The 25900-nt window shown below is 37.5% G+C and carries 28 protein-coding genes; 19 read left to right on the top strand and 9 right to left on the bottom strand.

What is annotated here, in order from left to right:
• The first annotated feature begins 23 nt into the window (after window positions 1–23).
• Genes lipA through ACO052_RS07885 form a run of 3 tightly spaced genes read left to right on the top strand, consistent with a single transcriptional unit; the run spans window position 24 to window position 4181 of the window.
• Window positions 24–896 carry a lipoyl synthase gene (lipA, locus tag ACO052_RS07895; RefSeq protein WP_422107466.1) on the top strand — a complete coding sequence of 291 codons (873 nt, stop codon included), beginning with the start codon at window positions 24–26 and terminating at the stop codon, window positions 894–896.
• Entirely contained in the window at window positions 896–1912 is a 1017-nt protein-coding gene (gap, locus tag ACO052_RS07890) for a type I glyceraldehyde-3-phosphate dehydrogenase (protein ID WP_422107465.1), read from the top strand. Before lipA ends, gap begins: the two co-directional genes overlap by 1 nt.
• A 28-nt stretch (window positions 1913–1940) precedes the next feature.
• Entirely contained in the window at window positions 1941–4181 is a 2241-nt protein-coding gene (locus ACO052_RS07885) for an ATP-binding protein (protein WP_422107464.1), read from the top strand.
• Here ACO052_RS07885 and lpxK read toward each other — a convergent pair.
• Complete coding sequence (gene lpxK, locus ACO052_RS07880) at window positions 4178–5143, bottom strand: tetraacyldisaccharide 4'-kinase (protein ID WP_422108056.1); 966 nt, start codon at window positions 5141–5143, stop codon at window positions 4178–4180. The two genes, ACO052_RS07885 and lpxK, sit on opposite strands and share 4 nt — an antisense overlap.
• Before the next feature lie 74 nt (window positions 5144–5217).
• Between lpxK and ACO052_RS07875 the strand changes: the two genes are divergently transcribed.
• From ACO052_RS07875 to msrA, 3 genes are all read left to right on the top strand, one after another.
• A complete protein-coding gene (locus ACO052_RS07875) occupies window positions 5218–6312 on the top strand; it encodes a Nif3-like dinuclear metal center hexameric protein (protein WP_422107463.1) in 1095 nt (364 codons plus the stop codon).
• Window positions 6313–6314: 2 nt separating this feature from the next.
• Window positions 6315–7100, top strand: coding sequence for a zinc ribbon domain-containing protein (locus tag ACO052_RS07870; protein ID WP_422107462.1), 786 nt, complete (start codon window positions 6315–6317; stop codon window positions 7098–7100).
• A 170-nt stretch (window positions 7101–7270) separates the two neighbouring features.
• Window positions 7271–7933 carry a peptide-methionine (S)-S-oxide reductase MsrA gene (gene msrA / locus ACO052_RS07865; protein ID WP_422107461.1) on the top strand — a complete coding sequence of 221 codons (663 nt, stop codon included), beginning with the start codon at window positions 7271–7273 and terminating at the stop codon, window positions 7931–7933.
• Between the two features lie 61 nt (window positions 7934–7994).
• Here msrA and ACO052_RS07860 read toward each other — a convergent pair whose 3' ends face one another.
• Window positions 7995–8795, bottom strand: a complete 801-nt coding sequence (locus ACO052_RS07860; protein WP_422107460.1) for a class I SAM-dependent methyltransferase — start codon at window positions 8793–8795, stop codon at window positions 7995–7997.
• 40 nt (window positions 8796–8835) lie between these two features.
• Here ACO052_RS07860 and ACO052_RS07855 point away from each other — a divergent pair, with 40 nt between their 5' ends.
• Window positions 8836–9522, top strand: a complete 687-nt coding sequence (locus tag ACO052_RS07855; RefSeq protein WP_422107459.1) for a hypothetical protein — start codon at window positions 8836–8838, stop codon at window positions 9520–9522.
• Window positions 9523–9833: 311 nt separating this feature from the next.
• Here the strand turns inward: ACO052_RS07855 and ACO052_RS07850 are convergent, their stop codons facing one another.
• A complete protein-coding gene (locus ACO052_RS07850) occupies window positions 9834–10226 on the bottom strand; it encodes a hypothetical protein (RefSeq protein ID WP_422107458.1) in 393 nt (130 codons plus the stop codon).
• 23 nt (window positions 10227–10249) lie between these two features.
• A complete protein-coding gene (locus ACO052_RS07845) occupies window positions 10250–10669 on the bottom strand; it encodes a (4Fe-4S)-binding protein (RefSeq protein ID WP_422107457.1) in 420 nt (139 codons plus the stop codon).
• A 110-nt stretch (window positions 10670–10779) separates the two neighbouring features.
• Here ACO052_RS07845 and kynU point away from each other — a divergent pair, with 110 nt between their 5' ends.
• The 12 genes from kynU to ACO052_RS07785 all read left to right on the top strand — a co-directional run bounded on the left by kynU (window position 10780) and on the right by ACO052_RS07785 (window position 20916).
• Window positions 10780–12054, top strand: a complete 1275-nt coding sequence (gene kynU / locus ACO052_RS07840; RefSeq protein ID WP_422108055.1) for a kynureninase — start codon at window positions 10780–10782, stop codon at window positions 12052–12054.
• Between the two features lie 110 nt (window positions 12055–12164).
• Complete coding sequence (locus ACO052_RS07835; RefSeq protein ID WP_422107456.1) at window positions 12165–13559, top strand: FAD-dependent oxidoreductase; 1395 nt, start codon at window positions 12165–12167, stop codon at window positions 13557–13559.
• A gap of 128 nt (window positions 13560–13687) precedes the next feature.
• Window positions 13688–14092, top strand: a complete 405-nt coding sequence (locus ACO052_RS07830) for a RidA family protein (RefSeq protein WP_422107454.1) — start codon at window positions 13688–13690, stop codon at window positions 14090–14092.
• A 15-nt stretch (window positions 14093–14107) separates the two neighbouring features.
• Window positions 14108–14965, top strand: coding sequence for a hypothetical protein (locus ACO052_RS07825; protein ID WP_422107453.1), 858 nt, complete (start codon window positions 14108–14110; stop codon window positions 14963–14965).
• 24 nt (window positions 14966–14989) lie between these two features.
• Window positions 14990–16429, top strand: a complete 1440-nt coding sequence (locus ACO052_RS07820) for an aldehyde dehydrogenase (RefSeq protein WP_422107452.1) — start codon at window positions 14990–14992, stop codon at window positions 16427–16429.
• Window positions 16410–16775, top strand: coding sequence for a hypothetical protein (locus ACO052_RS07815; RefSeq protein ID WP_422108104.1), 366 nt, complete (start codon window positions 16410–16412; stop codon window positions 16773–16775). Before ACO052_RS07820 ends, ACO052_RS07815 begins: the two co-directional genes overlap by 20 nt.
• A 45-nt stretch (window positions 16776–16820) precedes the next feature.
• A complete protein-coding gene (locus tag ACO052_RS07810; protein WP_422107451.1) occupies window positions 16821–17348 on the top strand; it encodes a PsbP-related protein in 528 nt (175 codons plus the stop codon).
• A complete protein-coding gene (locus ACO052_RS07805) occupies window positions 17349–18131 on the top strand; it encodes an SDR family oxidoreductase (protein ID WP_422107450.1) in 783 nt (260 codons plus the stop codon).
• 109 nt (window positions 18132–18240) lie between these two features.
• A complete protein-coding gene (locus tag ACO052_RS07800; protein WP_422107449.1) occupies window positions 18241–18732 on the top strand; it encodes a 3-hydroxyanthranilate 3,4-dioxygenase in 492 nt (163 codons plus the stop codon).
• Window positions 18733–18887: 155 nt separating this feature from the next.
• On the top strand, window positions 18888–19973 hold the full coding sequence (locus ACO052_RS07795) for an amidohydrolase family protein (RefSeq protein WP_422107448.1): 1086 nt from the start codon (window positions 18888–18890) through the stop codon (window positions 19971–19973).
• Window positions 19974–20029: 56 nt separating this feature from the next.
• Entirely contained in the window at window positions 20030–20248 is a 219-nt protein-coding gene (locus tag ACO052_RS07790) for a hypothetical protein (RefSeq protein ID WP_422107447.1), read from the top strand.
• A 26-nt stretch (window positions 20249–20274) separates the two neighbouring features.
• Window positions 20275–20916: an O-methyltransferase gene (locus tag ACO052_RS07785; RefSeq protein WP_422107446.1), complete on the top strand. Its 642-nt coding sequence runs from the start codon at window positions 20275–20277 to the stop codon at window positions 20914–20916.
• A 1-nt stretch (window position 20917) separates the two neighbouring features.
• Here the strand turns inward: ACO052_RS07785 and ACO052_RS07780 are convergent, their stop codons facing one another.
• From ACO052_RS07780 to ACO052_RS07760, 5 genes are all read right to left on the bottom strand, one after another.
• On the bottom strand, window positions 20918–21202 hold the full coding sequence (locus tag ACO052_RS07780) for a Sec-independent protein translocase subunit TatA/TatB (protein WP_422107445.1): 285 nt from the start codon (window positions 21200–21202) through the stop codon (window positions 20918–20920).
• A gap of 134 nt (window positions 21203–21336) precedes the next feature.
• A complete protein-coding gene (locus ACO052_RS07775; RefSeq protein ID WP_422107444.1) occupies window positions 21337–23634 on the bottom strand; it encodes a M1 family metallopeptidase in 2298 nt (765 codons plus the stop codon).
• Between the two features lie 63 nt (window positions 23635–23697).
• Window positions 23698–24204, bottom strand: coding sequence for a DUF6702 family protein (locus tag ACO052_RS07770; protein ID WP_422107443.1), 507 nt, complete (start codon window positions 24202–24204; stop codon window positions 23698–23700).
• Between the two features lie 46 nt (window positions 24205–24250).
• Window positions 24251–25063 carry a carboxypeptidase-like regulatory domain-containing protein gene (locus ACO052_RS07765; protein WP_422107442.1) on the bottom strand — a complete coding sequence of 271 codons (813 nt, stop codon included), beginning with the start codon at window positions 25061–25063 and terminating at the stop codon, window positions 24251–24253.
• Complete coding sequence (locus tag ACO052_RS07760) at window positions 25050–25868, bottom strand: hypothetical protein (protein ID WP_422107441.1); 819 nt, start codon at window positions 25866–25868, stop codon at window positions 25050–25052. Before ACO052_RS07760 ends, ACO052_RS07765 begins: the two co-directional genes overlap by 14 nt.
• Between the last annotated feature and the right edge of the window lie 32 nt (window positions 25869–25900).

Genomic DNA, 25900 nt, shown 5'->3' with positions numbered 1-25900 from the left:
TTGCTTACTGAAATTGAAAATGCATGGAAACGAAAGTTGCTTCAAATATTTTACCGGAACGTAAACCAAAATGGTTACGCGTTAAGTTACCAACAGGCAAAAAATACACAGAACTCAGAAGTCTTGTTGACAAATATAAGCTGAATACCATTTGCACCTCTGGAAGTTGCCCTAATATGGGGGAATGCTGGGGAGAAGGTACTGCTACATTTATGATTTTGGGTAATATTTGCACGCGTTCCTGCGGGTTTTGCGGCGTTAAAACAGGACGACCAGAAACTGTGGATTGGGACGAGCCAGAAAAAGTAGCGCGATCGATAAAGCTCATGCAAATAAAACATGCCGTTTTAACTAGTGTAGATAGAGACGACCTTAAGGATATGGGAAGTATTATGTGGGCCGAAACTGTGAAAGCCGTTCGCAGAATGAATCCTGAAACAACACTCGAAACTTTAATCCCCGATTTTCAAGGTGTGGAAAAGCATATCGATAGAATTATTGACGTAGCACCAGAAGTGGTATCCCACAATATTGAAACGGTTAGGCGCTTAACGCGAGAAGTTAGAATCCAAGCTAAATATGATCGTAGTATGGGCGTTTTAAAATATCTTAAGCAACAAGGACAGCGAAGAACAAAGTCTGGAATTATGCTGGGGTTGGGTGAAGCGCGAGAAGAAGTTATTGCTACGCTTCATGACCTTAGGGACAATGATGTAGATGTAGTAACCATCGGTCAATACCTCCAGCCGAGTAAGAAGCACTTGCCTGTAAAACGCTTTATTAACCCTGATGAGTTCAAGGAATATAAAGCCATAGGTTTAGAACTTGGTTTTAGACATGTGGAAAGTAGTGCTCTCGTGAGATCGTCCTACAAAGCGCAAAAACATATTGATTAATGATTAAGGTTGCCATAAATGGATTTGGTAGAATTGGTCGCCGTATTTTTAGATTAGCGCTTCAACATCCTCAAATAAAGATAGTCGCCATAAATGATTTAGCAGACACTAAAACGCTAAGCCATTTATTAAAATACGATAGTATTCATGGTGTTCTTAATGATAGTGTCTCTTTTGACGAACAACATATTATCGTAAATAATGAGGCCATTCCCTTATTTAATCAACAGCATCCCAAAGCTATTAACTGGAAGGTGGCGGCACCCGATTTTGTGGTTGAGGCAACTGGTAAATTCAAAACCAGACAAGAACTTCGGCACCATATAGATAACGGAGCCAAGCAGGTTATTTTATCAGTTCCAGCAATAGAAGAAAGTATAAAAACCATTGTGTTCGGTGTTAATGAAGCTATTATTGAAGGTTCAGAAGATATCATATCCAATGCATCATGTACGACCAATAATGCGGCTCCAATGATGGCTCTAATTAAAGCCCATTTTGGTATTGAGCAGGCCTATATTACTACAGTCCATTCTTACACTACCGATCAAAGCTTGCACGACCAACCCCATCGCGATTTAAGACGTGCCAGGGCGGCAGGTCAGTCTATAGTGCCAACTACGACTGGTGCAGCAAAGGCATTAACTAAGATTTTTCCGGATCTATCTGAAGTCATTGGAGGTTGCGGCATAAGAGTTCCTGTGGCTAATGGTTCATTAACAGATATAACGATCAATGTAAAGCGGAACACAACGATTGAAGAAGTCAATAAGGTCTTTAAAACTGCGGCAGAGTCCTATTTAAAGGGGATTTTGGAATATACCGAAGCGCCGATTGTTTCTATTGATATCGTCGGGAATTCACATTCCTGTATTTTCGATGCTCAAATGACTTCTGTTATAGGAAACATGCTGAAAATAGTAGGCTGGTACGATAATGAGACAGGATATAGCTCAAGAATTCTAGATTTAATTTGCAATTTATCGGATAAAAAAGCACTTTTGTCGAATAAATAATTATATTTGTTTTATAAAGTGAGCTGAAATGTCCCGAATCAAATATTACATATTTGTCTTTTTAGCCTGTTTTTGTGGTCTTATTTTCTCCCAACAAGATGGAATTGAAGATACGGACATGCTAACCATGCGATTACAAGAACGTATTAATCAGGCTAAATTAGAAAGTGACCGCGGAGATTATTACAATGCATTAGGAAATCTAGACAAGGCGCTGAATATCGCCGAAAAAATCGACGATAAAAAGAACCAAGGTGTCATTCATACTAAGATTGCCAAAGTGAGATACTTGGTTGGCGAAACAGACAAAGCTTATGTATCGCTTAATACTGCCATTCAACTCCAGCGCGAAAATGATGATTACGCCAATCTTGCAATTAGTTATAATATTCAAGGTGTTATTTACAGTACAAAAGCACAATATGAAGATGCTTTAGAATATTATAATTCAGCGAAAAATCTCTTTGAACAGGAGAACTTAGAAGAATATATATCGGAAGTGACCCTGAATGAGGCAAAAGCCTATATCGCCTTAAAGCGCTATGAGGAAGCTAAAGCCCAATTAGAAAAGACCATTATTATATCCAAAAAGTATGAGCAAAGACGTCGTCTAAGCAGCGCATTAATACAGACAGGTAAAGTATCGAGTGCACTTAATAGTGATGACTTGGCTTTATCACAAGTCGAAGAGGGCCTTTCTATTGCAAAAGCCTACAACATTTCAGAAAATATAAATGAGGCCTACCTTACATTAAGCGATATTCATAAAGCACGTGGTGACTACAAGAATTCTTACGAGTATATAAAGCGACATATAAAATTATCCGACTCGATACTAGATGTTAAACGTGAGAATTTGGCTCCGGGTATTACGAGTCAATCGATAAGTAAATATAAAGATGCTCAAAATGCACAGCTAAAGGAGCAGATAGAAGAAGTAAGTGCCGAAAGCAATTTTACAAGAATTACAACCATTTTGAGTATTGCCCTCATTACTATCTTATCGCTTTTGACCTTGTCGTTGTATAAAAACAATAACATAAGGTTAAAGACCAACAATATGCTCCACAAGAAAAATGACGAGCTTATTGTTGCCAAAGAAAAGGCCGAGTTAGCCTCTAAAACCAAAGCCAACTTCTTGTCAACTGTAACCCATGAGCTCCGCACACCATTATATGCGGTCACTGGGCTTACAAACATGCTATTAGACGAAAAGCCCAAAGAACATCAGATTCCCCATTTGAAATCCCTGAAGTTCTCTGGTGATTATTTGTTGACTTTTATTAACGATATTCTCCAAATCAATAAGATCGAAGCTAATAAGGTTGAACTCGATCCAGAAACATTCAACCTCAAAAACAAAATTGAGAATGTAATGTCTGCACTTTCCAATTCTGCAAAGGACAACGGTACAGATTTACATTTCGACTATGAAGACGGGTTACCAGAAACTTTTAATGGTGACCAATTAAAGATTTCCCAAATCTTAATTAATCTACTTGGAAATGCTATTAAGTTCACAAAAGATGGTGACATCTGGGTGAGAGTGCACAAGATTAACCAAAAGAATGATAAGTACAGACTGCGCTTTGAAATTGAGGACAATGGCATAGGTATTACAAAAGAAAAACAAGATGAGATGTTTGAGAGTTTCTCTCAAGGCTCTGTACAAATTAATCGTAAGTATGGTGGTACTGGTCTTGGTTTATCTATTGTAAAAGGACTTATCAAAATTTTAAAAGGAAAAATCTATTTGAAGAGTGAGCTCGGTAAAGGCACAACCTTCTTCTTTGAAATTCCTTTAGAAAAAGTTGAAAAAGTCGTCGAAAAGCCAAAAGTAGAAGAACCTAAAACCCCTCATAAAATGGAAGATTTGGATTTAAGTAAGGTTAAAATTCTAGTCGTAGAGGACAACAAGATCAATCAGATGATTACCAAAAAAATCCTCAATAAAATGGGACTTTATTGCGATGTTGTCGATAATGGTGAAGCCGCAGTAGAACAGGTAAAGTCTACCGTCTACAATGTGGTATTAATGGATATTCACATGCCAGGTATCAGTGGCCTAGAAGCCACTAAAATTATCAGAACTTTTGATAAAGACTTGGTTATTTTTGCATTGACGGCAGTAACTCTAGAAGATAAAATGCACGAGTTCGGTGAAGCTGGGTTTAACGACATTATCTCTAAACCGTTTAAACAAGAAGACTTTGAAGGTAAGCTATACGATGTGCTTTCGGGTAAGGAAGTTGTTTCAAGTTTCTTTTAATTGACAAACCTATTTATTGCATCTTCAAAATCATTAGGCTTATCAACAACGACCTCTATAGGAAGGTAATACAAATTAGGCTCTAAAACTTCATTAACGGACAACCTTACATAATCCTTTTCGGTTGTAATTATCAATCCTTTTTCAGACAGTAGCTCTATGTCACCGGGCTTAAAACTATAATGATCAGGATACTCGATATGGTCAAATTTTAATTGTTTTTCTTCTAAAAACTTAACCAGCGGTGCGGCATTAGCAATACCTGTGACCAATGTGAACTTGGGTAAAGTGTCTATAGCTAATTCCCCTTGTTTAGATACAATAGTTCTACCGTAGTCAATATGACTAAAAAATAACTTTTGCTCTGGCCTCACTCTTAACTTAGAAGCTATCTTCACTTTTTCGGCCTTAGACATATGTGTTGGGCATTTAGTCACAATAATAATATCAGAACGTTTAGCGCCAGATCTTGGTTCTCTTAAATTCCCAGTAGGTAGAACAATATCATTGGTGTAAAGGTTGTAGTAAGCGGTCAATAAAATATTTAATCCAGCCCTCACCCTTCTGTGTTGGTAGGCGTCATCTAATAAAATGACCTCGGGCGCATCCTCTAAAGACAGCAGTGCCTCTATACCATCTTGCCTATTGCCGTCAACAGCAACTTTTATGTCTTTAAACTTTCTAAAAAACTGGTAGGGTTCATCACCAATAGTGTCGGCAGTTGCATCATCATCTGCCAAAATGAAACCTTCAGTAATGCGCTTATAACCTCGGCTTAAGGTTGCCACCGCTTTTTCATTCTTCAACAACCGAATTAAATACTCGATCATAGGTGTCTTTCCTGTACCACCTGTACTAAGATTACCAACACAAATGATGGGAATTTCATATGACCTTGAAGACATAATGCCTTTGTCATATAGCCAATTGCGTATCCAGGTTACTAGAAAGTAAATAGGCACTATGGGAAACAATATGATGCGGATCAACTTCACGAGCACTAAAATATATTATTTTTGAAAACAAATATCTATATATGACCGTACAAGATGTAATTAATCAACTACACGACCTAGCACCATTAGCATATGCTGAAGATTTTGATAATGTTGGACTTTTGGTGGGGGATAAAAATCAAGAGGTATCAGGAGTATTGGTAACACTAGATACTTTGGAATCTGTTGTAGATGAAGCTATTGAAAATAACTGCAATCTTATCGTTAGCTTCCACCCTATTATTTTTAAAGGCTTAAAAAAACTCACCGGAAAAAGCTATGTAGAACGTGTCGTGATAAAAGCCATTCAGCATCATATTGCCATCTTCTCCATTCATACGGCTCTTGATAATGCCTTAGAAGGGGTGAATTCTATTATTTGTGATCAACTAGGATTGAAAAACAAAAAAATTCTAATTCCACAGCCCGGCACCATAAAAAAGCTCCAAACCTATATTCCCAAAAACCATGCGGAAGTGTTAAGGGCCTCCTTATTTGAGGCTGGCGCAGGCCATATAGGCAATTATGATTCTTGTAGTTTTAACACGGATGGCGAAGGTACGTATAGGGGGAATGAAGATGCTAAGCCTTCCATCGGTAAAATAGGAACACTACATACCGAAAATGAGACTTCGGTTTCTGTGGTCTTTAATAAACATCTAGAGTCTCAAGTTGTAAAAGCTTTATTTAAAGCACATCCCTATGAGGAAATTGCTTATGAAATAAGTACTTTAGACAATACCAATCCCTATATTGGTATGGGGATGATTGGTGAGCTTACACAACCTATGGAGGCACAAAAGTGTCTAGAATATATTAAGGTAAAAATGAATACACCTTGTATCAGACATTCAAAACTATTAGAAAGACCTATAAAAAAAATAGCCGTTCTCGGTGGTTCAGGGAGTTTTGCCATTGGAGCAGCAAAGGCTTCAGGCGCAGATCTTTTAGTGACTGCGGACCTTAAATACCATGACTTTTTTAGTGCCGAAAGTGCTATTGTATTAGCAGATATTGGGCACTATGAAAGTGAACAGTTCACAAAATCATTTTTAGTGGACTATCTCTCGAAAAAAATTACTAATTTTGCAATCATTTTATCAAAGACAAATACAAATCCGGTAAAGTATTTATAATTATGGCCAAAAAAGCTGAAGCTACTGTAGAAGAACGTTTAAGAGCGCTTTACGATTTACAGTTAATTGACTCTAGAGTAGATGAAATTAGAAATGTTAGAGGAGAACTTCCTTTAGAAGTTAGAGATTTAGAGGATGAAGTTGAAGGACTTAATAAGCGATTAGAGAAATTAAATGATAGCCTGGCAGTTATTGATGAAGAAATCAAAGGCAAAAAGAACTTAATTGAAGAGGCTAAAGCTTTAATAAAAAAATACAGCGAACAACAAAATAATGTTAGAAATAACAGAGAATACAATTCTTTGACGAAAGAGATTGAGTTCCAAGAACTTGAAATTCAGTTAGCTGAAAAGCACATCAAAGAATTTAAAGCTCAAATAGAGCAGAAGAAAGAAGTTATTTCTGAAACTAAAGACCGTTTAAAAGATCGTCAGTCCCATTTAAAACACAAAAAGGGAGAACTGAACGAAATCCTCAAAGAAACTGAAAAAGAAGAGGAAGCCTTATTAGAAAAATCGGACGAATTTCAAAAGAAAATTGATGAGCGCTTAGTAAAAGCGTATCTCAGAATAAGAAACAATGTAAAGAATGGCTTAGCCGTCGTAGCTATTGAGCGCGGTGCATCAGGTGGTTCTTTCTTTACCATTCCGCCACAAGTACAAGTAGAAATCGCTTCTCGTAAAAAAGTAATTACTGATGAACACAGTGGCCGTATCTTAGTGGATGCTGCACTTGCAGAGGAAGAAAAAGCTAAAATGGACAAGCTATTTGCTAAGTTAAGCAAGTAATGAACTCCATATAAATAGCATTTAAGCCTTCACAAATTGTGGAGGCTTTTTTATTTAATAAAACTTTAAAGAAATTCATTTTAAGGAATTGTAATTTTACACGTCTATTGAAAAAGAAAAATAAACTTCAGGGTACCTTATAATGAGATCCTGAAATAAATTCAGGATAAATGAAAAAGTTACTTTATATTTTAAGTATTAGCTTATTATTAAGCTGCCACAATCAGGCACAAGTCAGCCCAGAACAACAAAAAGTCATCGACTCGGATCCCGTTGAAGTCCCCTTAGAAAATGGAAAAGCTAGGGCTTATTTTGCAAGTGGTTGTTTTTGGTGTGTCGAAGCGATTTACGAAAGTGTAAAAGGTGTTGATGAGGTTATAAGTGGCTATTCTGGAGGATTTACGGAAAATCCAACTTATGAGAAAAGCAATACTGGTAGAACAGGTCATGCCGAAGCTGTGGAAGTCATTTACGATCCCAAGGTCGTTAGTTTTTCATCTTTAGTAGATGTATATTTCGGCTCGCAAGACCCCACGCAGGTCAATGGACAAGGACCAGACAAAGGGTCTCAATATCGTTCCATCATTTTTTATCAGAACGATGAGCAAAAGAACATTATAGAAGAAAAGAAAGACGCACTTTCTAAAAAATTAGATACCAAAATTGCCGCAGAAGTTTACCCTTTCCAAAAGTTTTGGATTGCCGAGGCGTATCATCAAGACTTTGAAAAGCGCAATCCTACCCAGCGCTATATCAGAGCGGTTTCCATTCCAAGATTAAATCGGTTTAAAGCCAGATTTCCAGAGCTCTTAAAAGAAGGAGAAGAGCATTAATATAAATGTCAGTTCGAGTGATTTAGGCATTCATTTTAGAATGCCTAAATTATATCGAGAACTATTTTTTCGATGCCTTTATCTCAAAGATCATAGGAAACAACTGATCTTTCATGATATACATACCATTCTCTTGTTTTATCAAATCAGGAAAGACGTTATACGGACTTTCGTCATATTCATTTAGATAGTCGATTTGTAATCCTGCTTCGATGAGGGCATTGATCACTTCGCTTAAACCGTGATTCCAGCCATATTCCTTACTCACCATCTTAGCCGAATTATTGGCATAAGTTCCTTCATATTCTTCATAAATGACCTCGTCTTGATTGTAATGATATCTCATTTTGGGTTGGTCATCAATATAATCGAACATCCAAAGAATAGGATGAAACTCAACCATATAAAATGTACCGCCAACTTTTAGGCGCTCAGCAATCATTTTAGCCCAAGGTTTTAAATCTGGTAACCAACCTATAACACCATAACTTGTAAAGACTATATCAAAGGTTTTTGAAACATGCTTTGAGGTATCCAGGACATTACAACAAACAAACTTAGCATCTAATTTCAGTTCATCATTTAATTGCTCAGCCAACTTTATGCCCTCATCACTCAAATCGACGCCTACGCATTGCGCTCCCATTCGACTCCAACTCAAGGTATCCTGCCCAAAATGGCACTGCAAATGCAATAAGGACTTCCCAGACACATCCCCTAGAGCTTTTAGTTCATAAGGCATTAAAGAGCTTTCTCCTGCTTTAAAGGCCGTCATCTTATACATCTCGCTCTGTGCATGTACAATGACCTTTTTATTCCACGTCTCCTTATTAACTGTAAAATAATTAGCGTTGTCTTCCATCGTTGGTTAATTTTGCATCTAAATTAAAACTTCTTTTACAATGAGATATATTCCAAGATTGATTATTTGCCTAATGCTACTCAGCTCCTGTAAGTCTGAAAAAAAAGAAACAGGTGTCAAGGAGACTACTCCTAAAGAATTGACCATAGCCGAAAAAATAGCCAATGCCCACGGTTTTGAAAATTGGAAAAATGTAGCTGAAGTGCGATTTACTTTTAAAGTCGATCGTGATACCATAAAAGGAAAAGGGCGTTCGTGGGTTTGGAGACCTAAGGACGATAAGGTGAAAATGATCGTTGGAGAAACTGAAGTAGCCTATTCGAGACGTCAAATGGATAGTGCTCATATTGGTGCTGACCAAGGATTTATTAATGATAAATTTTGGCTCTTGGTTCCTTTTCAATTAGTTTGGGACACATCGGCCACCATTTCAGAACTAAAGGAAATGGTATCCCCTATAAAAAAGGACTCGCTACAAATGATCACCTTAACCTATCCAAGTGACGGTGGTGGCTACACACCTGGTGATGCCTACGACATCTTTTTTGATGACAAGTATATGATTAGGGAGTGGGTATTTAGACAAGGAAATTCTGAAAAACCTTCATTAACAACGACCTTTGAAAACTTTAAGGACTTTAATGGTATTAAGATTGCTATAGATCACAAGCAAGAAGGTGGTAACTGGAATTTAAACTTTGCCGACGTCAACATAACATTAGAATAACACTTTAGTTATTTTTTGGCATTACTTTTGTAACATAACGTGTAAGAATATCGTCTTAATATCGACTTAGGACTTATAAATGATACTTTTCCGCTTTACGCGTCTATATATTTTCACCTGCGCTTTGTTTACAAAGCGCTTTTTTTTAGTGAAACTTATTTTACCAAGACGCAGTCGAAGGTAAAATATCTAGTTGAACCAATGCCACTGCATAGCGGCATCTGAAACTCATTTTATGCAAACGATAAGTGAAGCATAAAATATCTAGTCGAATTAATACCACTGCATAGCAGTATCTTGCACAAATAGTCTTAACTGAACTTTCCTTCAAGAATGTCTGGATGATTCCGTAAAATTTCCGCACAGCCAGAAACATAAGGCTTTATAAAGTCACGCCCTTTATCCATAAGTTCCTTTAGCGCATTGGTAGGATCAAAATCGTGAATCCAATAAAAATTTGATGGCCAAGTATCGGAGTAATCCGGTTCTTCGTTATGATTTATCACCCAAATAAATGGTATACCATCATCAAACATGAATATTAAGCAATTAAACTCAATATGCCCTTTTCTGGTTGAAATAGAATACTCATCTTTTATTTTAGATTTAGAGAACTTAGGAAAATAGAAAACATCCTGTAGAAAAGAAAACTCATGAAGTACTTCTTTTTCCGATAGTTTCCAAGCGGGCTCTGGTAATTTCATTTTCGAATACTGAAATCCATAGGTTAGCCCCTAAAATCTTCCTTTACATGTGCCCCATCGCAATACGGTTTATTCTGCGACGCTCCGCAACGACAAAAAGCAGTGGTTCTGTTTTTGGTTTCTTCAGTGCCATCCTTATGAGTTACTTTTAATGTACCATACACCAATAACGGGCCGTTTTCCAAGACCTCCACTTTTGTTTCCAAGATTTCGGCAGTCTTATCCGCACTATTCGTCATATAATAGCTAAGTGCACCAGACGGACATTTTTTGATAGTATTAATCAGTTCATCAGTTGAAGCAGCGTCGACCTTGATCCAAGGTCGTTCATTAGGCTGAAACACATTTGGTAATCCTTTGACGCACATGGCTGAATGGATGCATTTTTCCGCTTCCCAAACTACTGTGACTTCACCATTGCTGTATTCTTTTATTTTCCCCATGATTTATCTTTTTCTTTAAAGATAACTAAAATCACCGTGCTTTAAAAACGTCTTTACTGCTAGCTATTAAATCCTTATTTTTGTTACAAACCGATAAAATCAATCTCGCATTGTCCGACTATAAACTTGGTCTAGATTACGCTCAGCAACAAGATGCGCTAGACGAACTATCGAGCTACAGACAGCAATTTCACATTCCAAAAGACAAAGACGGAAATGAACTGATTTACCTTTGTGGCAATTCTCTAGGACTACAACCAAAATCCACAAAAGATTATATCAATCAGGAGTTAGAAGATTGGGCGAATCTGGGTGTTGAAGGTCATACACATGCTAAAAATCCTTGGCTACCCTATCATGAATTTTTAACAGAAGCGACCGCAAAGTTAGTCGGTGCCAAACCTATTGAAGTGGTGACCATGAATTCGTTGACTGCCAATCTTCACTTTATGATGGCGTCGTTTTATCAACCTACTAAGGATCGTTATAAAATTGTTATAGAAAGCGACGCTTTTCCCTCGGACAAATACGCTGTGGAATCGCAGTTGCGCCATCATGGTTATGATGATAAGGAAGGTTTAATTCTTTGGAAACCCAGAGCAAATGAAGAGCTACTACATTACGAAGATTTAGAACAAATCCTCCAAACACACGGCCATGAAATTGCTCTAATTATGATTGGGGGTGTCAATTATTACACAGGCCAGTTTTTTGATTTAAAACGCATCACAGCATTAGGTCATCATTATGGTTGTAAAGTTGGTTTTGATTGTGCCCATGGCGCAGGAAACGTCCAGTTAGATTTACACGATTCCGGTGCTGATTTTGCCATTTGGTGCACTTATAAGTATTTGAATTCTGGACCAGGAAGTTTATCGGGTTGCTTTGTACACGAGCGCCATGCTTACAGTAAAGACCTGAACCGATTGACTGGATGGTGGAGCCATAATAAAGACACCCGATTTAATATGCGTCATGAATTTGATGTATTGCCTGGAGCTGAAGGCTGGCAACTGAGCAATCCCCCTATTCTATCCATGGCTGCTATAAAAGCGTCGTTAGATCTATTTAATGAAGTAGGTATGGAAAGACTTACAGCGAAATCAAGACAGCTTACAAGTTATTTTGAATTCTTATTGAAGCAACTTGGTGAGAATGTCATTAGAATTATCACCCCTTCAAACCCCGAGGAGCGCGGTTGTCAGTTATCCATTCAGGTTTTAAATGCTGATAGAGCATTACACCATAAGTTGACTGAGGCTGGAGTTATTAGTGATTGGCGCGAACCCGACGTGATACGATGTGCACCTGTGCCTTTATATAATTCATTTGAAGATGTTTATCGAATGGTTGAAAAATTAAAAGAAATATTAAATAATAACTAAATGTCACCTCGAGCGCCACGCCTTCCAAAGTCTTGTACGGCGGATAGGCAGTCGAGAGGTATTGCATCAAGGGAAAATGAGATCCTGAAACAAGTTCAGGATGACAACATATGAAACAACAAAACATATTAATTATCGGAGCCGGACTTTGCGGAAGTCTTTTGGCACTGCGATTGGGGCAACGCGGTTACAATGTTGCCGTTTATGAGATGCGTCCAGATTTACGTACTACTGACATTTCAGCGGGTCGATCCATCAATTTGGCCTTCTCGGATCGTGGCAATAAAGCCATGAAATTAGTGGGTATCGAAGATAAGGTCAAAGCATTGTGCATTCCTATGAATGGACGTATGCTTCACGATAAAGAAGGGCAAACCTTTTTATCTAACTATAGTGGTCGCGACTACGAATACATCAATTCCATATCGAGAGGAGAACTTAACGGCTTGTTACTCACCGAAGCGGAAAAGCACGAAAATGTCACCATTCATTTCAATAAAAAATGCCAATCCGTAGATTTTGAAAAGACCACCGCGCGATTCCAAGATTACAATACCAAACATGAGTTCATAGAAGATGCCGACTGTATTATTGCCACCGATGGTGCAGGTTCTGCATTGCGACAAAGTTACTTTTTAGAAAGAAAGTTCCTTTTCAGTTTCTCCCAGCACTGGCTCACACATGGTTATAAAGAGTTGAGCATCCTTCCAAACGAAGATGGCAGCTATAAAACCTACAAGAATGCGCTACATATTTGGCCAAGAGGCGATTTTATGGTCATTGCTTTGCCTAATTTAGATGGCAGCTTTACAGTGACTTTATTTTTAAGTTATGACGAGGGCGAATACAATTTCAATAATCTCACCACGCCAGAAATTGTAACCGAATTCTTCGAAAAGGAATTCCCGGATGCCCTAGCCTTAATGCCAAATCTTGCTGAAGATTTTTTCGAAAATCCAACAGCTCCTTTAGGAACCGTAAAGTGTTCGCCTTGGCATTACAAAGGCAACACCTTATTAATGGGTGATTCTGCACATGCTATTGTCCCGTTTTATGGGCAAGGCATGAATGCTTCTTTTGAAGATGTTGTGGTCTTCGATGGCGTTTTGGACCAATATGAAGGGGATTGGGAAGCCGTTTTTTCAGAATATAACAAGGTCAGAAAAAAAGACACGGATGCGATTGCTGATTTGGCTATTGATAATTTTCACGAGATGAAAGACCATGTGGCCAATCCAATTTTTCAAGAAAAACGGAAGATCGAAATGGCACTAGAAAAGGAATTCCCAGAAGATTATTCTTCAAAATATAGTTTAGTGACCTTTAACGAGCACATAGGTTATAGAGAAGCCATGCTAAGAGGAAGAGCCCAAGACAAAGCCATTTTGAACATGTTATCTGATGGTGTGATTTCAACAGAAGATGATATCAATGATATTTTAGATAAAGTAAAAACTGAAACTGAAGCAATTTTAGAAGATGATAGAATTGCTGGACTAAAATAGAGGCCTACCCTAACCCTTCCAAAAGAAGGGAACAAAAGGCAAATTAAAATTAACATATTAACAAAACTCTTATTTCGCCCGAGTAAGAGTTCCTTCCCTCTGGGAAGGTCAGGATGGGCTTATTTTGTATGAAAGACGTAACACCAAGAGGAGCATATCCACATGTAAAACAAGTGGGTGATTTTATATTCGTTTCCGGTACCAGCTCTAGACGAGCCGATAATACGATTGCAGGAGTAGATGTTATTGACGAAATGGGAACTAAAAAACTGAATGCTTACACACAAACCCAAGAAGTGCTTAAAAATATAGACAAAAACTTAGCTAAAGTAGGCGCTTCATTGAAGGATGTGGTTGATGTTACTTCTTTTTTGGTAAACATGAATGATTTTGCGGATTACAATAGAGCTTATGCCGAATTCTTTGACAAAGAAACTGGACCAGCCAGAACGACTGTGGCTGTTCACCAGTTACCACATCCAGACTTGGTGGTGGAAATTAAAGTTATGGCGTATAAACCACGAACCACCTAATTTTGGGTTTGTAAAATGATGCATTTTCTAAAACATATCCGAAAGTCACTTTTCAACAAGAATAAGTTAACCAGTTATTTATTATATGCAATTGGTGAAATTATACTTGTCGTTTTTGGTATTTTAATTGCATTAGGCATCAATAATAAAAGTGCTCAAAATCAAAAACGCGATTTAGAAATTGATTTAATAAAGCATGCAGAAGTAGAATTATACCGCATGAAAGGTGATATTCTAAATGATTTGTTTTTTCTTGAAAAAGGTCTGGAATCACATTTTAGAATCCATGAAGCTTTACTAAGCAACAAACCCTATAACGACAGCTTAACCTTTCATTTTTATTGGTTAGCTAAAGACGAATACATCTATCCTGTAAACACTGCATTCAATAGAATAAAAGAAGAAGGATTATCCATTATTCAAAACGATACTATTCGCACAAAGCTAACGTCTTGTTACGAAAGTATTTTTCCAAGGCTAAGTCGAGCAAATCCTTTTTACCCAGATTTAGAATTTTTTTTTAGTCCATATTATCAAAAGCATTTTACAGCAAATAACGATATGAACTTAAAAAATGATGTTGAAGCACCAGACTTTACACTTCATTATCCGTATCCATTTCCTGAAAAAGTAAATGGAAAATCTTATAGTATCACCGTAGGATTTGTACCAAAAGATTTTGATTTTTTAAAAAAAGATTCCGAATTTAAAGTATTAATGCGTCAAGCATACACTTATCGCCGTTATAAAATACGTTGGTACAAAACAGCTCAACGTATTTTAGATCAGGCTTTAGAAGTGATAGATAATGAACTTAGTAGACGTGATCCTGAATCTAATTATAAAACCGAATTAGAAATTGAAACAGAATAATTTATTGTTTATTCTTAGAGCAAAATGACCATTCAAAACTACATCAACGGCAATTTCCAGAATCCTATATCCAATGCATGGATCGACAATTACAATCCTTCCAACGGTGAGATTTATGGGCAAATCCCCAACTCATCGACCAAGGATGTAGAGCAAGCCTATCAAAGTGCCAAATCAGCCTTTAAGTCGTGGTCGCAAACCTCTTTAGAGGAACGTAGCCGTGTCCTTATAAGAATTTCTGAGTTATTGGAAGACCAACTGGACCGTTTTGCAAAGGCTGAGAGCAAAGACAACGGCAAACCAGTGGCTTTGGCGAAAACGGTAGACATCCCAAGAGCAGCGAGTAATTTTCGTTTTTTTGGTAATGCCATCACCCAATTTGCAAGTGAAAGCCACGAGAGCGTTGGACACAATGCTATGAATTATACCTTGCGTCAACCTATTGGAGTGGTGGGTTGCATTAGCCCTTGGAATTTGCCACTCTATTTGTTTACTTGGAAAATTGCTCCAGCACTGGCAGCAGGGAATTGCGTCGTTGCAAAACCCAGCGAAATCACACCAATGACGGCTTACTTATTGGGTGATATATGTAACGAGGCTGGTTTACCCAAAGGTGTCCTAAATATTGTTCATGGTTTGGGATCCACCACGGGACAGGCTATTGTAGAACATCCTGATATTAAAGCCATTAGTTTTACAGGCGGTACCGCTACCGGTGCCCATATTGCTAGAGTGGCGGCCCCAATGTTTAAAAAACTGTCTCTTGAGCTCGGTGGAAAAAACCCGAATATCATATTTGCGGATTGTGACTATGACGATATGTTAAATACAACCGTTCGGTCATCTTTTGCCAATCAAGGCCAAATCTGCCTCTGCGGTAGTCGTATCTTTGTGGAAGCTACGATTTATGACAAGTTTAAAATCGATTTTGTTGAACGGGTAAAGCGCTTAAAAGTAGGCCATCCTTCAGATTCAGATACAGATATTGGTGCTTTGGTCTCTCAACCACACTTAGAAAAAGTAAAAGATTATATAAGAATTGCTCAGGAAGAAGACGGTAAAGTTTTATGTGGAGGCCAAGAGGTTAACCTAAAAAACTTCGAAAACGGCTATTACCTAGAACCGACTGTCATCGAAGTTCCAACGGATGAATGTCGCGTCAACCAAGAGGAAATTTTCGGACCTGTGGTAACGCTAATGCCTTTTCATACCGAAGAAGAGGTTTTGCAAATGGCTAATAAAGTAAAATACGGTTTATCGGCGACGCTTTGGACCAATGACTTAAAACGTACGATGCGAATGAGCAGTCAACTTCAAGCAGGAATCGTTTGGGTTAACACGTGGATGATGCGTGATTTACGCACACCTTTTGGAGGTGTAAAAGCTTCAGGGGTAGGCCGTGAAGGAGGTTTTGAAGCGCTTCGATTTTTTACCGAACCTAAAAATGTTTGTATCAAGTATTGATATGCTCACTAGAACATTTTATGCACATTTAGAATTTAAAATTTCTCAAGCCTTTGCTAAGGAAAAAGATTTAAGCCTAAGACACCTCTGGTGTGACGGTGTTACCAATCCTGAAAATGAAGTTAATTTCAACATCGATTATATAAAAAAATATTCAAAAATTGAACTTAAATCGTGGTTTGGTAAGACAGGTCAGGAAGTTTACAGACTCATATTAAAGTTTGGAAAAATCTCAAGGGATAAGATCATTATAGGAGAAGAAATAATAGACTGTATTCCTGATATTGAAAACGATTGGATTTTTCTTGATTCTGAAAATAGATTGTTGGAAATCACTTTAAATTAGATAAACTTTACTATTTTAATACTGAAAATCACAAATCTAAACATCATGAAAGTTAAAATCTTAACCTTAGTATTACTATTTGCAGGCGTCACGCTTTTTGCGCAAGACGACTGGAAAACCTTAAAAAAAGATGACTATGCCATAAGTTACCCTAAAGATTGGGTGTCTAGTGATCAAAAACCCCAGCCCAATATGCAGTTTTTGTTGTTATCGGAGGAGAAGTCACAGAGAGACGACTTATTTAGGGAAAATATAAACCTTATAACCGAAAACTTAGGGGGTAGGGATTTAACCTTACAAGCATATACCAAGCTGTCAATAGACCAAATTATTGCGCAAATTCCGAGTGCAAGAATCCTATCTCATGAAAGCGCTAAAGTTGAAGGACGAGAAGCTGCTGCCATTGTATGGTCTGCAGATTTTGGCAATGACATGATCTTAAAATTTAAACAAATCATACTGGTTTACAATGATAAAGGTTATGTCCTTACATTCTCATCTTCGGAAGCAGAATACGATTCTTATGTACAGATTGGAAGTCGCATTCTCAACAGCTTTAAACTGGCCAAGTAGATGAACTTAGAACTCAATAATAAATATGCACTAGTTTGTGGAAGTACGGCTGGTATCGGTAAAGCCACAGCATTGGCATTGGCAGAAGAAGGTGCCATTGTGACCCTAATTGCCCGCAACGAGGATAAACTAAAATCTGTCCTAGCCGAGCTTCCGCAACATCGCCCACACGATTATATTGTCGCCGATTTTTCAAATCCTGATCAACTGCGGCAAAAGGTCGAAACTTATACCAAAGCCCATCACGGTTTTCATATTTTAGTGAATAACACGGGAGGTCCCGCTGGCGGGCCTATTTTTTCTGCTAAAGTTGAGGCCTTTGAAGCAGCGTTTACACAGCACTTAAAATGTAATCACGTCTTAGTGCAAACCTTGGTACCCTATATGAAAGCAGAAGGTTATGGTAGAATAATAAATGTCATTTCAACCTCTGTAAAACAGCCCCTTGACGGCTTGGGTGTGAGTAATACTATAAGAGGAGCCGTGGCCAATTGGAGTAAAACTTTAGCCAACGAATTAGGTAAATTCGGAATCACTGTCAATAATGTACTACCAGGTGCAACGGCTACGGAACGCCTCGCCCAAATCATAAAAAACAAATCTGTGAAGACCGGAACATCGGAAGAAGAGGCTTCTGATGCCATGAAAAATACGGTTCCTGCAAAGCGTTTTGCACAACCTGAGGAAACGGCAGATGCCATTACCTTTTTAGCCAGTGCGCGAGCCTCATATATTAACGGAATTAACCTTCCTGTTGATGGTGGACGTACAAAAAGTTTGTAACTTTATAGCTAACAATTAATTTGTCATTACGAGAAAGTATGACCAGGTAATCTCTCAAATTATTGGATTGCTGAGGCTAAATTCTCGCAATGACGCAAGACATAGAGTTATGAGTAAAATATATCCTCCTATTAATTTCAAAGCCTGGATTGAAGAAAACCGTCATTTACTAAAACCACCTGTAGGTAATAAAGTTGTTTGGAAAGATGGAGATTTCATTGTCATGGTGGTTGGTGGACCTAACGATAGAGGAGACTATCATTATAATGAAACTCCCGAGTTTTTCTACCAAGTTGAAGGTGATATTACCTTAAAAGTCATAGACGACGGCATACCAAAAGACATCCATATTAGAGAAGGAGAAATTTTTCTTTTACCACCTAAAGTACCACACTCTCCTCAAAGAGGTGCAAATACCGTAGGTTTAGTCATCGAATATCCAAGACCTGAAGGTGTAAAAGACAAATTACAATGGTATTCTGAGGAGAATGGAAATTTATTATATGAAGAAGAATTTACCTTGGCCAATATTGAAACTGACATGCCTGCAATTTTTGATAGATATTACAATAAAATAGAGGGTCGAACTTCTAAGGAGTGATAGGTCATCATTGCAACACCAAAAAAGATTCAATTTGAAGATAAATTGTCATTCAGAGTGGCTTTTTCAACATATCTTTAGTAACGTTGAAAGCTAAGAATCTAACTATAACTTAAAAGATTGCTACGGCTAAAGCCACGCAATGACAAATCCATATGGCAAAAAGAAAACTAAGAATAAACGGCCACTCACATCTACTTCCCTACCCTGAAGAGATTCCAGATTTCATGAGAGATAAGGGTATTTTCTGGGTAGATAAGGACCGTAAATTTATGCTTCAAAAAGATTGGAACCGGCCCATCACGGACTCGAGTTTTTTCTTGAATGAAAAATTAGCATGGATGGATCATTTTAAAATAGACCATGCCGTTGTTTTAAACCTTTCTCAACTTTATGGTAATGGTCTACGGCTGGAAGAGATGAAGCAAGCCTTAAGATTTCAGAACGATTTTAATGCACGTATCCAACACGACCATCCAAGCAGGTTTACCTGTGGTTTTGTTGTACATCCAGGTTTTGTTCGCGGCGCCTGCTGGGAAATAGAGCGCTGTGTCGAAGAATTAGGACTTCAACTCTTATGCCTGCCGACGCACTATATGGATACTATTGGGACCTGGCGATGTATCTTTGATGAGGAAAATGAACCCATTTTCGAACTGGCAGACAAGTACAATCTTGCCGTTGAAATTCATCCCTATGATGGCGAGAAGTTTATAAAATTAGAAAATACCTCTTGGCGTTTTCACCTCATCTGGATGTTAGCGCAATGTGCCGATGCATATCACTTTTTAACGCTTAATGGTTACTACGAAAAGTATAAAAATATGCGCGTTTGCTTTGCCCATGGTGGACAATTAGCGCAAATAAACCTCGGTCGGCGTATCCAAGGATTTGATGGACGACCAGACCTCTTTGAAGGCCAAAGACATCCAAGAAAAGCGGTAGGTCATAAAAATATTTTCTTCGATACCTTAGTACACGATACAGGTTCCTTAGAATTACTCATCAAAAATCAAGGTTGTAAACAAGTCTTGATGGGCCTAGACGATCCTTACCCTTTAGGTGAAATGGAAAGTGCAAGACAATCCTCCTATCCAGGAAAGATTTTAGATTTAGCCATGGACCGAAACATCATCTCAGAGCAAGAGCGCGATGCTATTTGGGAAGATAATGTCATTCAATGGTTGTGCGGTGAGGACCAGCAAGCAAAACAGGAGCTAATTACCCGAATCACGTCATAAAAGGCCTAAAAATTTTATGTCTATATTTAAAATCGAAATCATCAACTATTTATAACATGAGAAAAATTGGTATTTATGCAATAATTATAGGATTAGCTTTAATTATCCTACCCTATTTCGGTCTAACACTTAGATTATTTGGAATGATTGACGAATTAGGAGAAACTCCTGCATGGGCAATAAAAATAGGTTTAGTTGTGTTGGGTGCCATTCTATTTTTTATTGGCAAACCCTCTAATCAGCAACCCGTAACCGAAGAAGACTCTGCTGAATAACAATCTCAACAATCCTTATATAGATTATGTATTTCTTGCCTGAGGCTTTAGACAATTATGTTGTTGCACATTCTGAGCAAGAACCCGATTTACTGCAGCAATTAACTCGCGAAACTTATCAGAAAGTATTACAGCCTATTATGCTTAGCGGACCATATCAAGGTAGAGTACTAAGTATGATATCCAAACTTATATGTCCTAAATCCATTTTAGAATTAGGAACTTTCACGGGCTATTCTACCCTGTGTTTAGCAGAAGGTTTGGCCGATAATGGAGAATTACACACCATTGACATCAATGAAGAACTTGTTGATTTTCAAAGAAAATACTTCGACAAGTCTGGTTTCGGATCACGAATTATTCAACATGTGGGACATGCACTGGACATTATTCCTACGCTAGATAAGCGCTTTGATTTGGTTTTTATAGATGCCGACAAACCCAATTATAGCCGCTACTTTCATCTTATCATAGACCAATTAAATTCTGGAGGTATCATCTTATCAGATAATGTTTTATGGCATGGTAAAGTCATAGAACCATTGGACAAAAAAGATGTTTCTACTAAAGCGGTTTTGGAATATAATACTCTACTGAAAACTGACAATAGAGTCGAAACTGTTGTACTTCCAATTAGAGATGGATTGACGATAAGCAGAAAAAAATAAATTACATTTTGCGTTTTACAGAACCTGTAAAATCTTCTAGATCGTCCTTAACTTTATTGATTTCCTCTTGAATTTCTTTGGCAGCATCCGTATCCACAAGATCACTTTCCTTTGCACTTTTGGTGACCTCGTGCTTAATATCGTTAGTGGCATCCTTCAAAGTACGCATCCCTTTACCTAAGCCTCTGGCTACTTCAGGTAATTTATCTGCACCGAATACCAATACTACGACAAATAGTATAAAAACAATTTCGGTTCCTCCTATGAATAATAATATCGGTTGCATTACCTTGCAAATATAATCAGTTTGTGATTGATAGTTAGCAACATTATCTGAATTAAAACTTTGAAATTCAAAAATTAGTTAGACTAAAAAAGCCGACTCTTCAAAGTCGGCTTTGTCCTATCGATACATCGTTATTAGTTCTTCACTTTATTTTTAAACTTATCGAAATCATTTTCCTCTACTTCCATTGGCCAAGCATTATTAGAAGTATCTATGTCTGCCGTTTCTAGATCTGGATCTACGGTAATAGCTACGATTTCCTTATCGGTTGCAATAGCTCTACTGACTTCTTTGTCGTTTAATCTCCATATCTGAGCAGGATAAGTAATTTTTTCTTTAGAACCGTCATCATACTCATACTCCACTATTAAAGGCATGACCAAACCTCCTGGCTTATCAAAAGTGACTTGATAAAAATATTTAGGAGACTTTTTCATACTCTTTTGTTGTTCTGGAGTAAAATTATCCATAATATACTCTTTAACTGTCGGCATATCTTCCATGGCAACTCCATTATTTATAGCGTCGTCATAACCATCTTCACCCTCACCAACAAAGTAAACCAAAGCATTAGGATCTATATTATAGCGTTCTGCCAATTGCTTACCTTCCTCATTAGGATTATTGGTAACCGCATACTTCTTTACCTCTTTTATGCCTATATCTGTATAATCCGTTGTATAAAACCAGCCTCTCCAGAACCAATCTAAATCTACTGCGGACGCATCTTCCATGGTACGGAAAAAATCTTCTGGTGTTGGATGCTTAAACATCCAACGATTCGCATATTCCCTAAAGGAATAGTCAAAAAGCTCACGCCCCATAATGGTCTCTCTTAAAATATTAAGACCTGTAGCTGGCTTGCTGTAAGCATTACTACCAAACTGATAGGTATTAAGGCCTTTAGTCATAATTGGAGCTATATAATCTTGATCGCCACCCATATATCTCACGATATTCTTAGCTGGTCCTCTTCGCGAAGGATACTTATCTTGTCCAGGGGATAAAGCACTAGGATACCACTGCCCAAAATCTTGCTCTGCCACATATTGAACAAAGGTATTTAATCCTTCATCCATCCAGGTCCATTGACGCTCATCACTATTAACAATCATTGGAAAAAAGTTGTGGCCTACCTCGTGAATAATAACACTTATCATTCCGTATTTTGTTCTGTCTGAATAATTACCATTTTCGTCTGGACGACCAAAATTGTAACAAATCATCGGATATTCCATACCCATTGGTGCATGAACGGAGATCGCTTTGTGATAAGGATAATCGAAGGTCATTCGAGAATAGGATTTAAGCGTACTTGCCACAGCTTTTGTAGACCACTGTTCCCATAAGGGATTACCTTCCTTTGAATACATGGATACCGCCATAACGTCTTTATCACCAATTTTAACAGCCATCATATCCCATATAAATTTACGCGATGTTGCAAATCCAAAGTCACGAACCATCTGTGCAGATAACTTCCAAGTCTTCTTCTTTTTACTTTTGGCTTTTTCCGTTTGTCGCGCTTCCTCTTCCGTAACGATCATTACAGGTGTATCGTATGACTTCTTGGCTTGCTTATAACGCTTCATCATATCTTTTGTAAAGACATCTTCGCGATTAGTTAAATACCCTGTACCGTCAAGAATATGATCAGCTGGTACCGTAATATTAACATCAAAATCCCCAAATGGTAATGCAAACTCATCACGTCCCCAAAACTGAGAATTTTGCCATCCTTCAACATCATTATAAACGGCCATGCGTGGGTAGAACTGCGCCATTACGTAAATTCTGTTATCATTCTCTTCAAAATACTCATAACCAGAACGTCCTCCATCTTTTACATGGTCATTGATATTATACCACCACTTTATCTTGAAAGAAAACTTATCGCCTGTTTTCATTGGTTCTGGCAGCTCAATACGCATCATTGTACGATTAATAATGTGTGGCAGATCTTTTCCGTTGGTATCCTTTACATGCTCTATATTAAAGCCGCCATCGAAACGGTCTTTCAAGTAGGTTCTTGCTGCTCTTGAAGCTGATGTTGCAGGACCAATCCCAGAACCATTAATCAAGGGACTTTTTGAATCTTTTGCACGCATGTTTTGGTCGAGCTGAACCCAAAGATAGGTAAGCACATCTGGTGAGTTATTCGTGTAAGTTATCGTTTCATCACCATAGAGCCTTGCATTAACATCATCAATTTCGATGTCCATTTTATAGTCTGCTTGTTGTTGGTAGTATGCCGGTCCGGGGGCACCAGAACCGGTTCTAAACATATTTGGGGTGGCAAATTCGTCGTATAACTGTTTGAATTTGTTTTGGTTAGTGTGGCCAGGCTTACGCTCAGGTTTTATTTCATTCTGAGCAAAAACAGCTGACGACATAAATAAAAAAGAGTAAAGAAAATACTTTAGAGTCCTCATTGCTATATAAGTTTATTAAAATGTTGTCGAAAATAGGGAATTTACGCGTGGTAAAACTTTTTTTTAATCAAAGTTTAACATGCATTCGTCATTACCCCTTATTAAAAGAAAACTCTTGTTTTTATTCTTCATCTTAAATCTCACTATGTTTTGCTGTTGTGTGAAAACATCGAATAAAATTCTATTAGTCAACTCTATGGACTCCACACTGGGAATACTATCTATCTCTAAATAGCAGTAAGTGATATCATCTTTATACTCTTTTCCTAAGAAATTAAACTGTACCTTTTTACCATTAATACTAATATTTAATTTATCGGATAAATAGCGTCTCAAATAACCGTCTATGGTCATGGAGTCACTATCAGGATCTAGTGTAATTGTTTCATCATAGCGCTCACGCAACAATTCCTCTAAATCATCGATGAAGATTTGACTAATAATCTGAACGGATTTATTTTTTTCCGAATACCCTATTTCTGTTACACTCACATAGTATTCATGTTTCTCGCTACTAGACATTAACAGTGCGCCCACCAAAAAAAAGAAGATAACGTATATAGATTTCATATATTACAGTACAATATTGTATAACCATCCAAAAAGTATTCCAAAATTAATCATTATCCTCAGATTCTCTGTTCTTTCTGTAAGCTTTAAGTTTTTGCTGGAGAAAAACCAAGAGTTCTATATCATTATTCTGCTCACACAGCTTCAAAAAGTTTTCATCTTCTTGGGAAAATAAAAAAAATTCGTTTTTCAGATTTTCTGCTAAACTGTCTTTCTCAAAAATTATGGATTCGTAATTAGTTCGCAATCTATTTATACACTTATCTCGGTCATCTAATTCTACGATAGCTCTTAACTTTTTAGTTCGTCCGCTTATCCTATTCAATAATTTATGGACATTAACACCAAGGCCACCACCAAACGGTCCTCCCATTAGTGCACCCCAAGAACCACCATCGGCATCATGCAATTTTCGTTCGTTTTGCGTTAAAGGTAACTTTACATTACCCGGAATCCCCAAATCATAAAAATTAAGGTCTGTTTTAGCATCTGAATTTTCGAGATCTGATTGTAAGCTTCCTGTTAGCAATTTCCCGACAATAACTTTATCGAGCGCATTGACCTTCTCTACCAATTGTATTGATACCGTTTCATTATCTTCATGGAATTGAGTGATGACGATTTCTTTGTTCTCGTATTTTAAGCTCGAGATAACCAACGTATCTTGTGCTTTGGCAAGTATGATAAAGCTGCCATCAGCATTAGAAATAGCAAATTTAGATGCTGTTTTATTTAAAATATGAATGCCCTCAACATCATCATCCGCTGTAAGTTGACCTTTAATGTCTTTTCGTTGGGCTTGTAAAATACATATGGAAAACAGAGCAACAAGACCACAAATACGTTTAGTCGTCTCCACGCTTAGCTTTTAAAAAAGATTTACTTAATTGTGATATACGCTCTAAAAACTGCAGCTCCTTATCCTTATTTAATAATTCAGTATCAATACCCTCTTCTTCGACATAATCTATAAAAGCCTCCACCTGTTCTAAAGGAATATCAAAGTTGATGTGAATGTAATTAACACTGTACTTGTCTAAAGCTTCCTTAAAAGGTGTTTTATTAATGGCTTTTTCTTCATTAGTCATGGTGTCATCATTATCCATATCAACAACCTGACCTACTATGAATCCAGCTAAATTCACAACATTGAGCATGTTTTCAACGCGTGGGTTGTTCTCATTAAAAGCTAAATTTTCGACCTTCGATTTAAAGTCAGCGGAAAATTCAAAATCTTCAATGTGATCCAGCCCAAAATAAACATAGTCCAAGCTTACGTTATAGGTTCTTACATTTTCTAGATCGGCATTAATATTTCCAGTTAAACCAAAGGGCAATAACACAACCTCATCTAATTTATTAACCTCTTCAACGAGAATAACTGTAAGCTTCTTAGACTTTAAAACATCTTCTGTGATTGTTATTTTGAAATCCTCAAATTGGAGCGCTCCAAACTCAACGATATCATTGAGTGCTACATCAATTTTAAAATCGCCATTTTTATCCGTAACGGTACCTTTATTAGACGAGGTATTAAAAACCGTCACTCCCTCCTTATCGTCAATCGAGACCACAATCCTCCCGTTCACAGCGACCCTTTCTACCTCTTGCCCATAAATACAAGTACCCAAAAAGCAACAAATTACTACTATTAAATTCTTCATGTTGGTTTTTTCTTACTATAAATTTCGTTGAT

It is taken from the genome of Winogradskyella sp., assembly GCF_965228925.1.
GTDB lineage: Bacteria > Bacteroidota > Bacteroidia > Flavobacteriales > Flavobacteriaceae > Winogradskyella.
The sequence above is the reverse complement of the archived record's forward strand: the minus strand, read 5'-3'. Positions and strand labels throughout refer to the sequence as shown.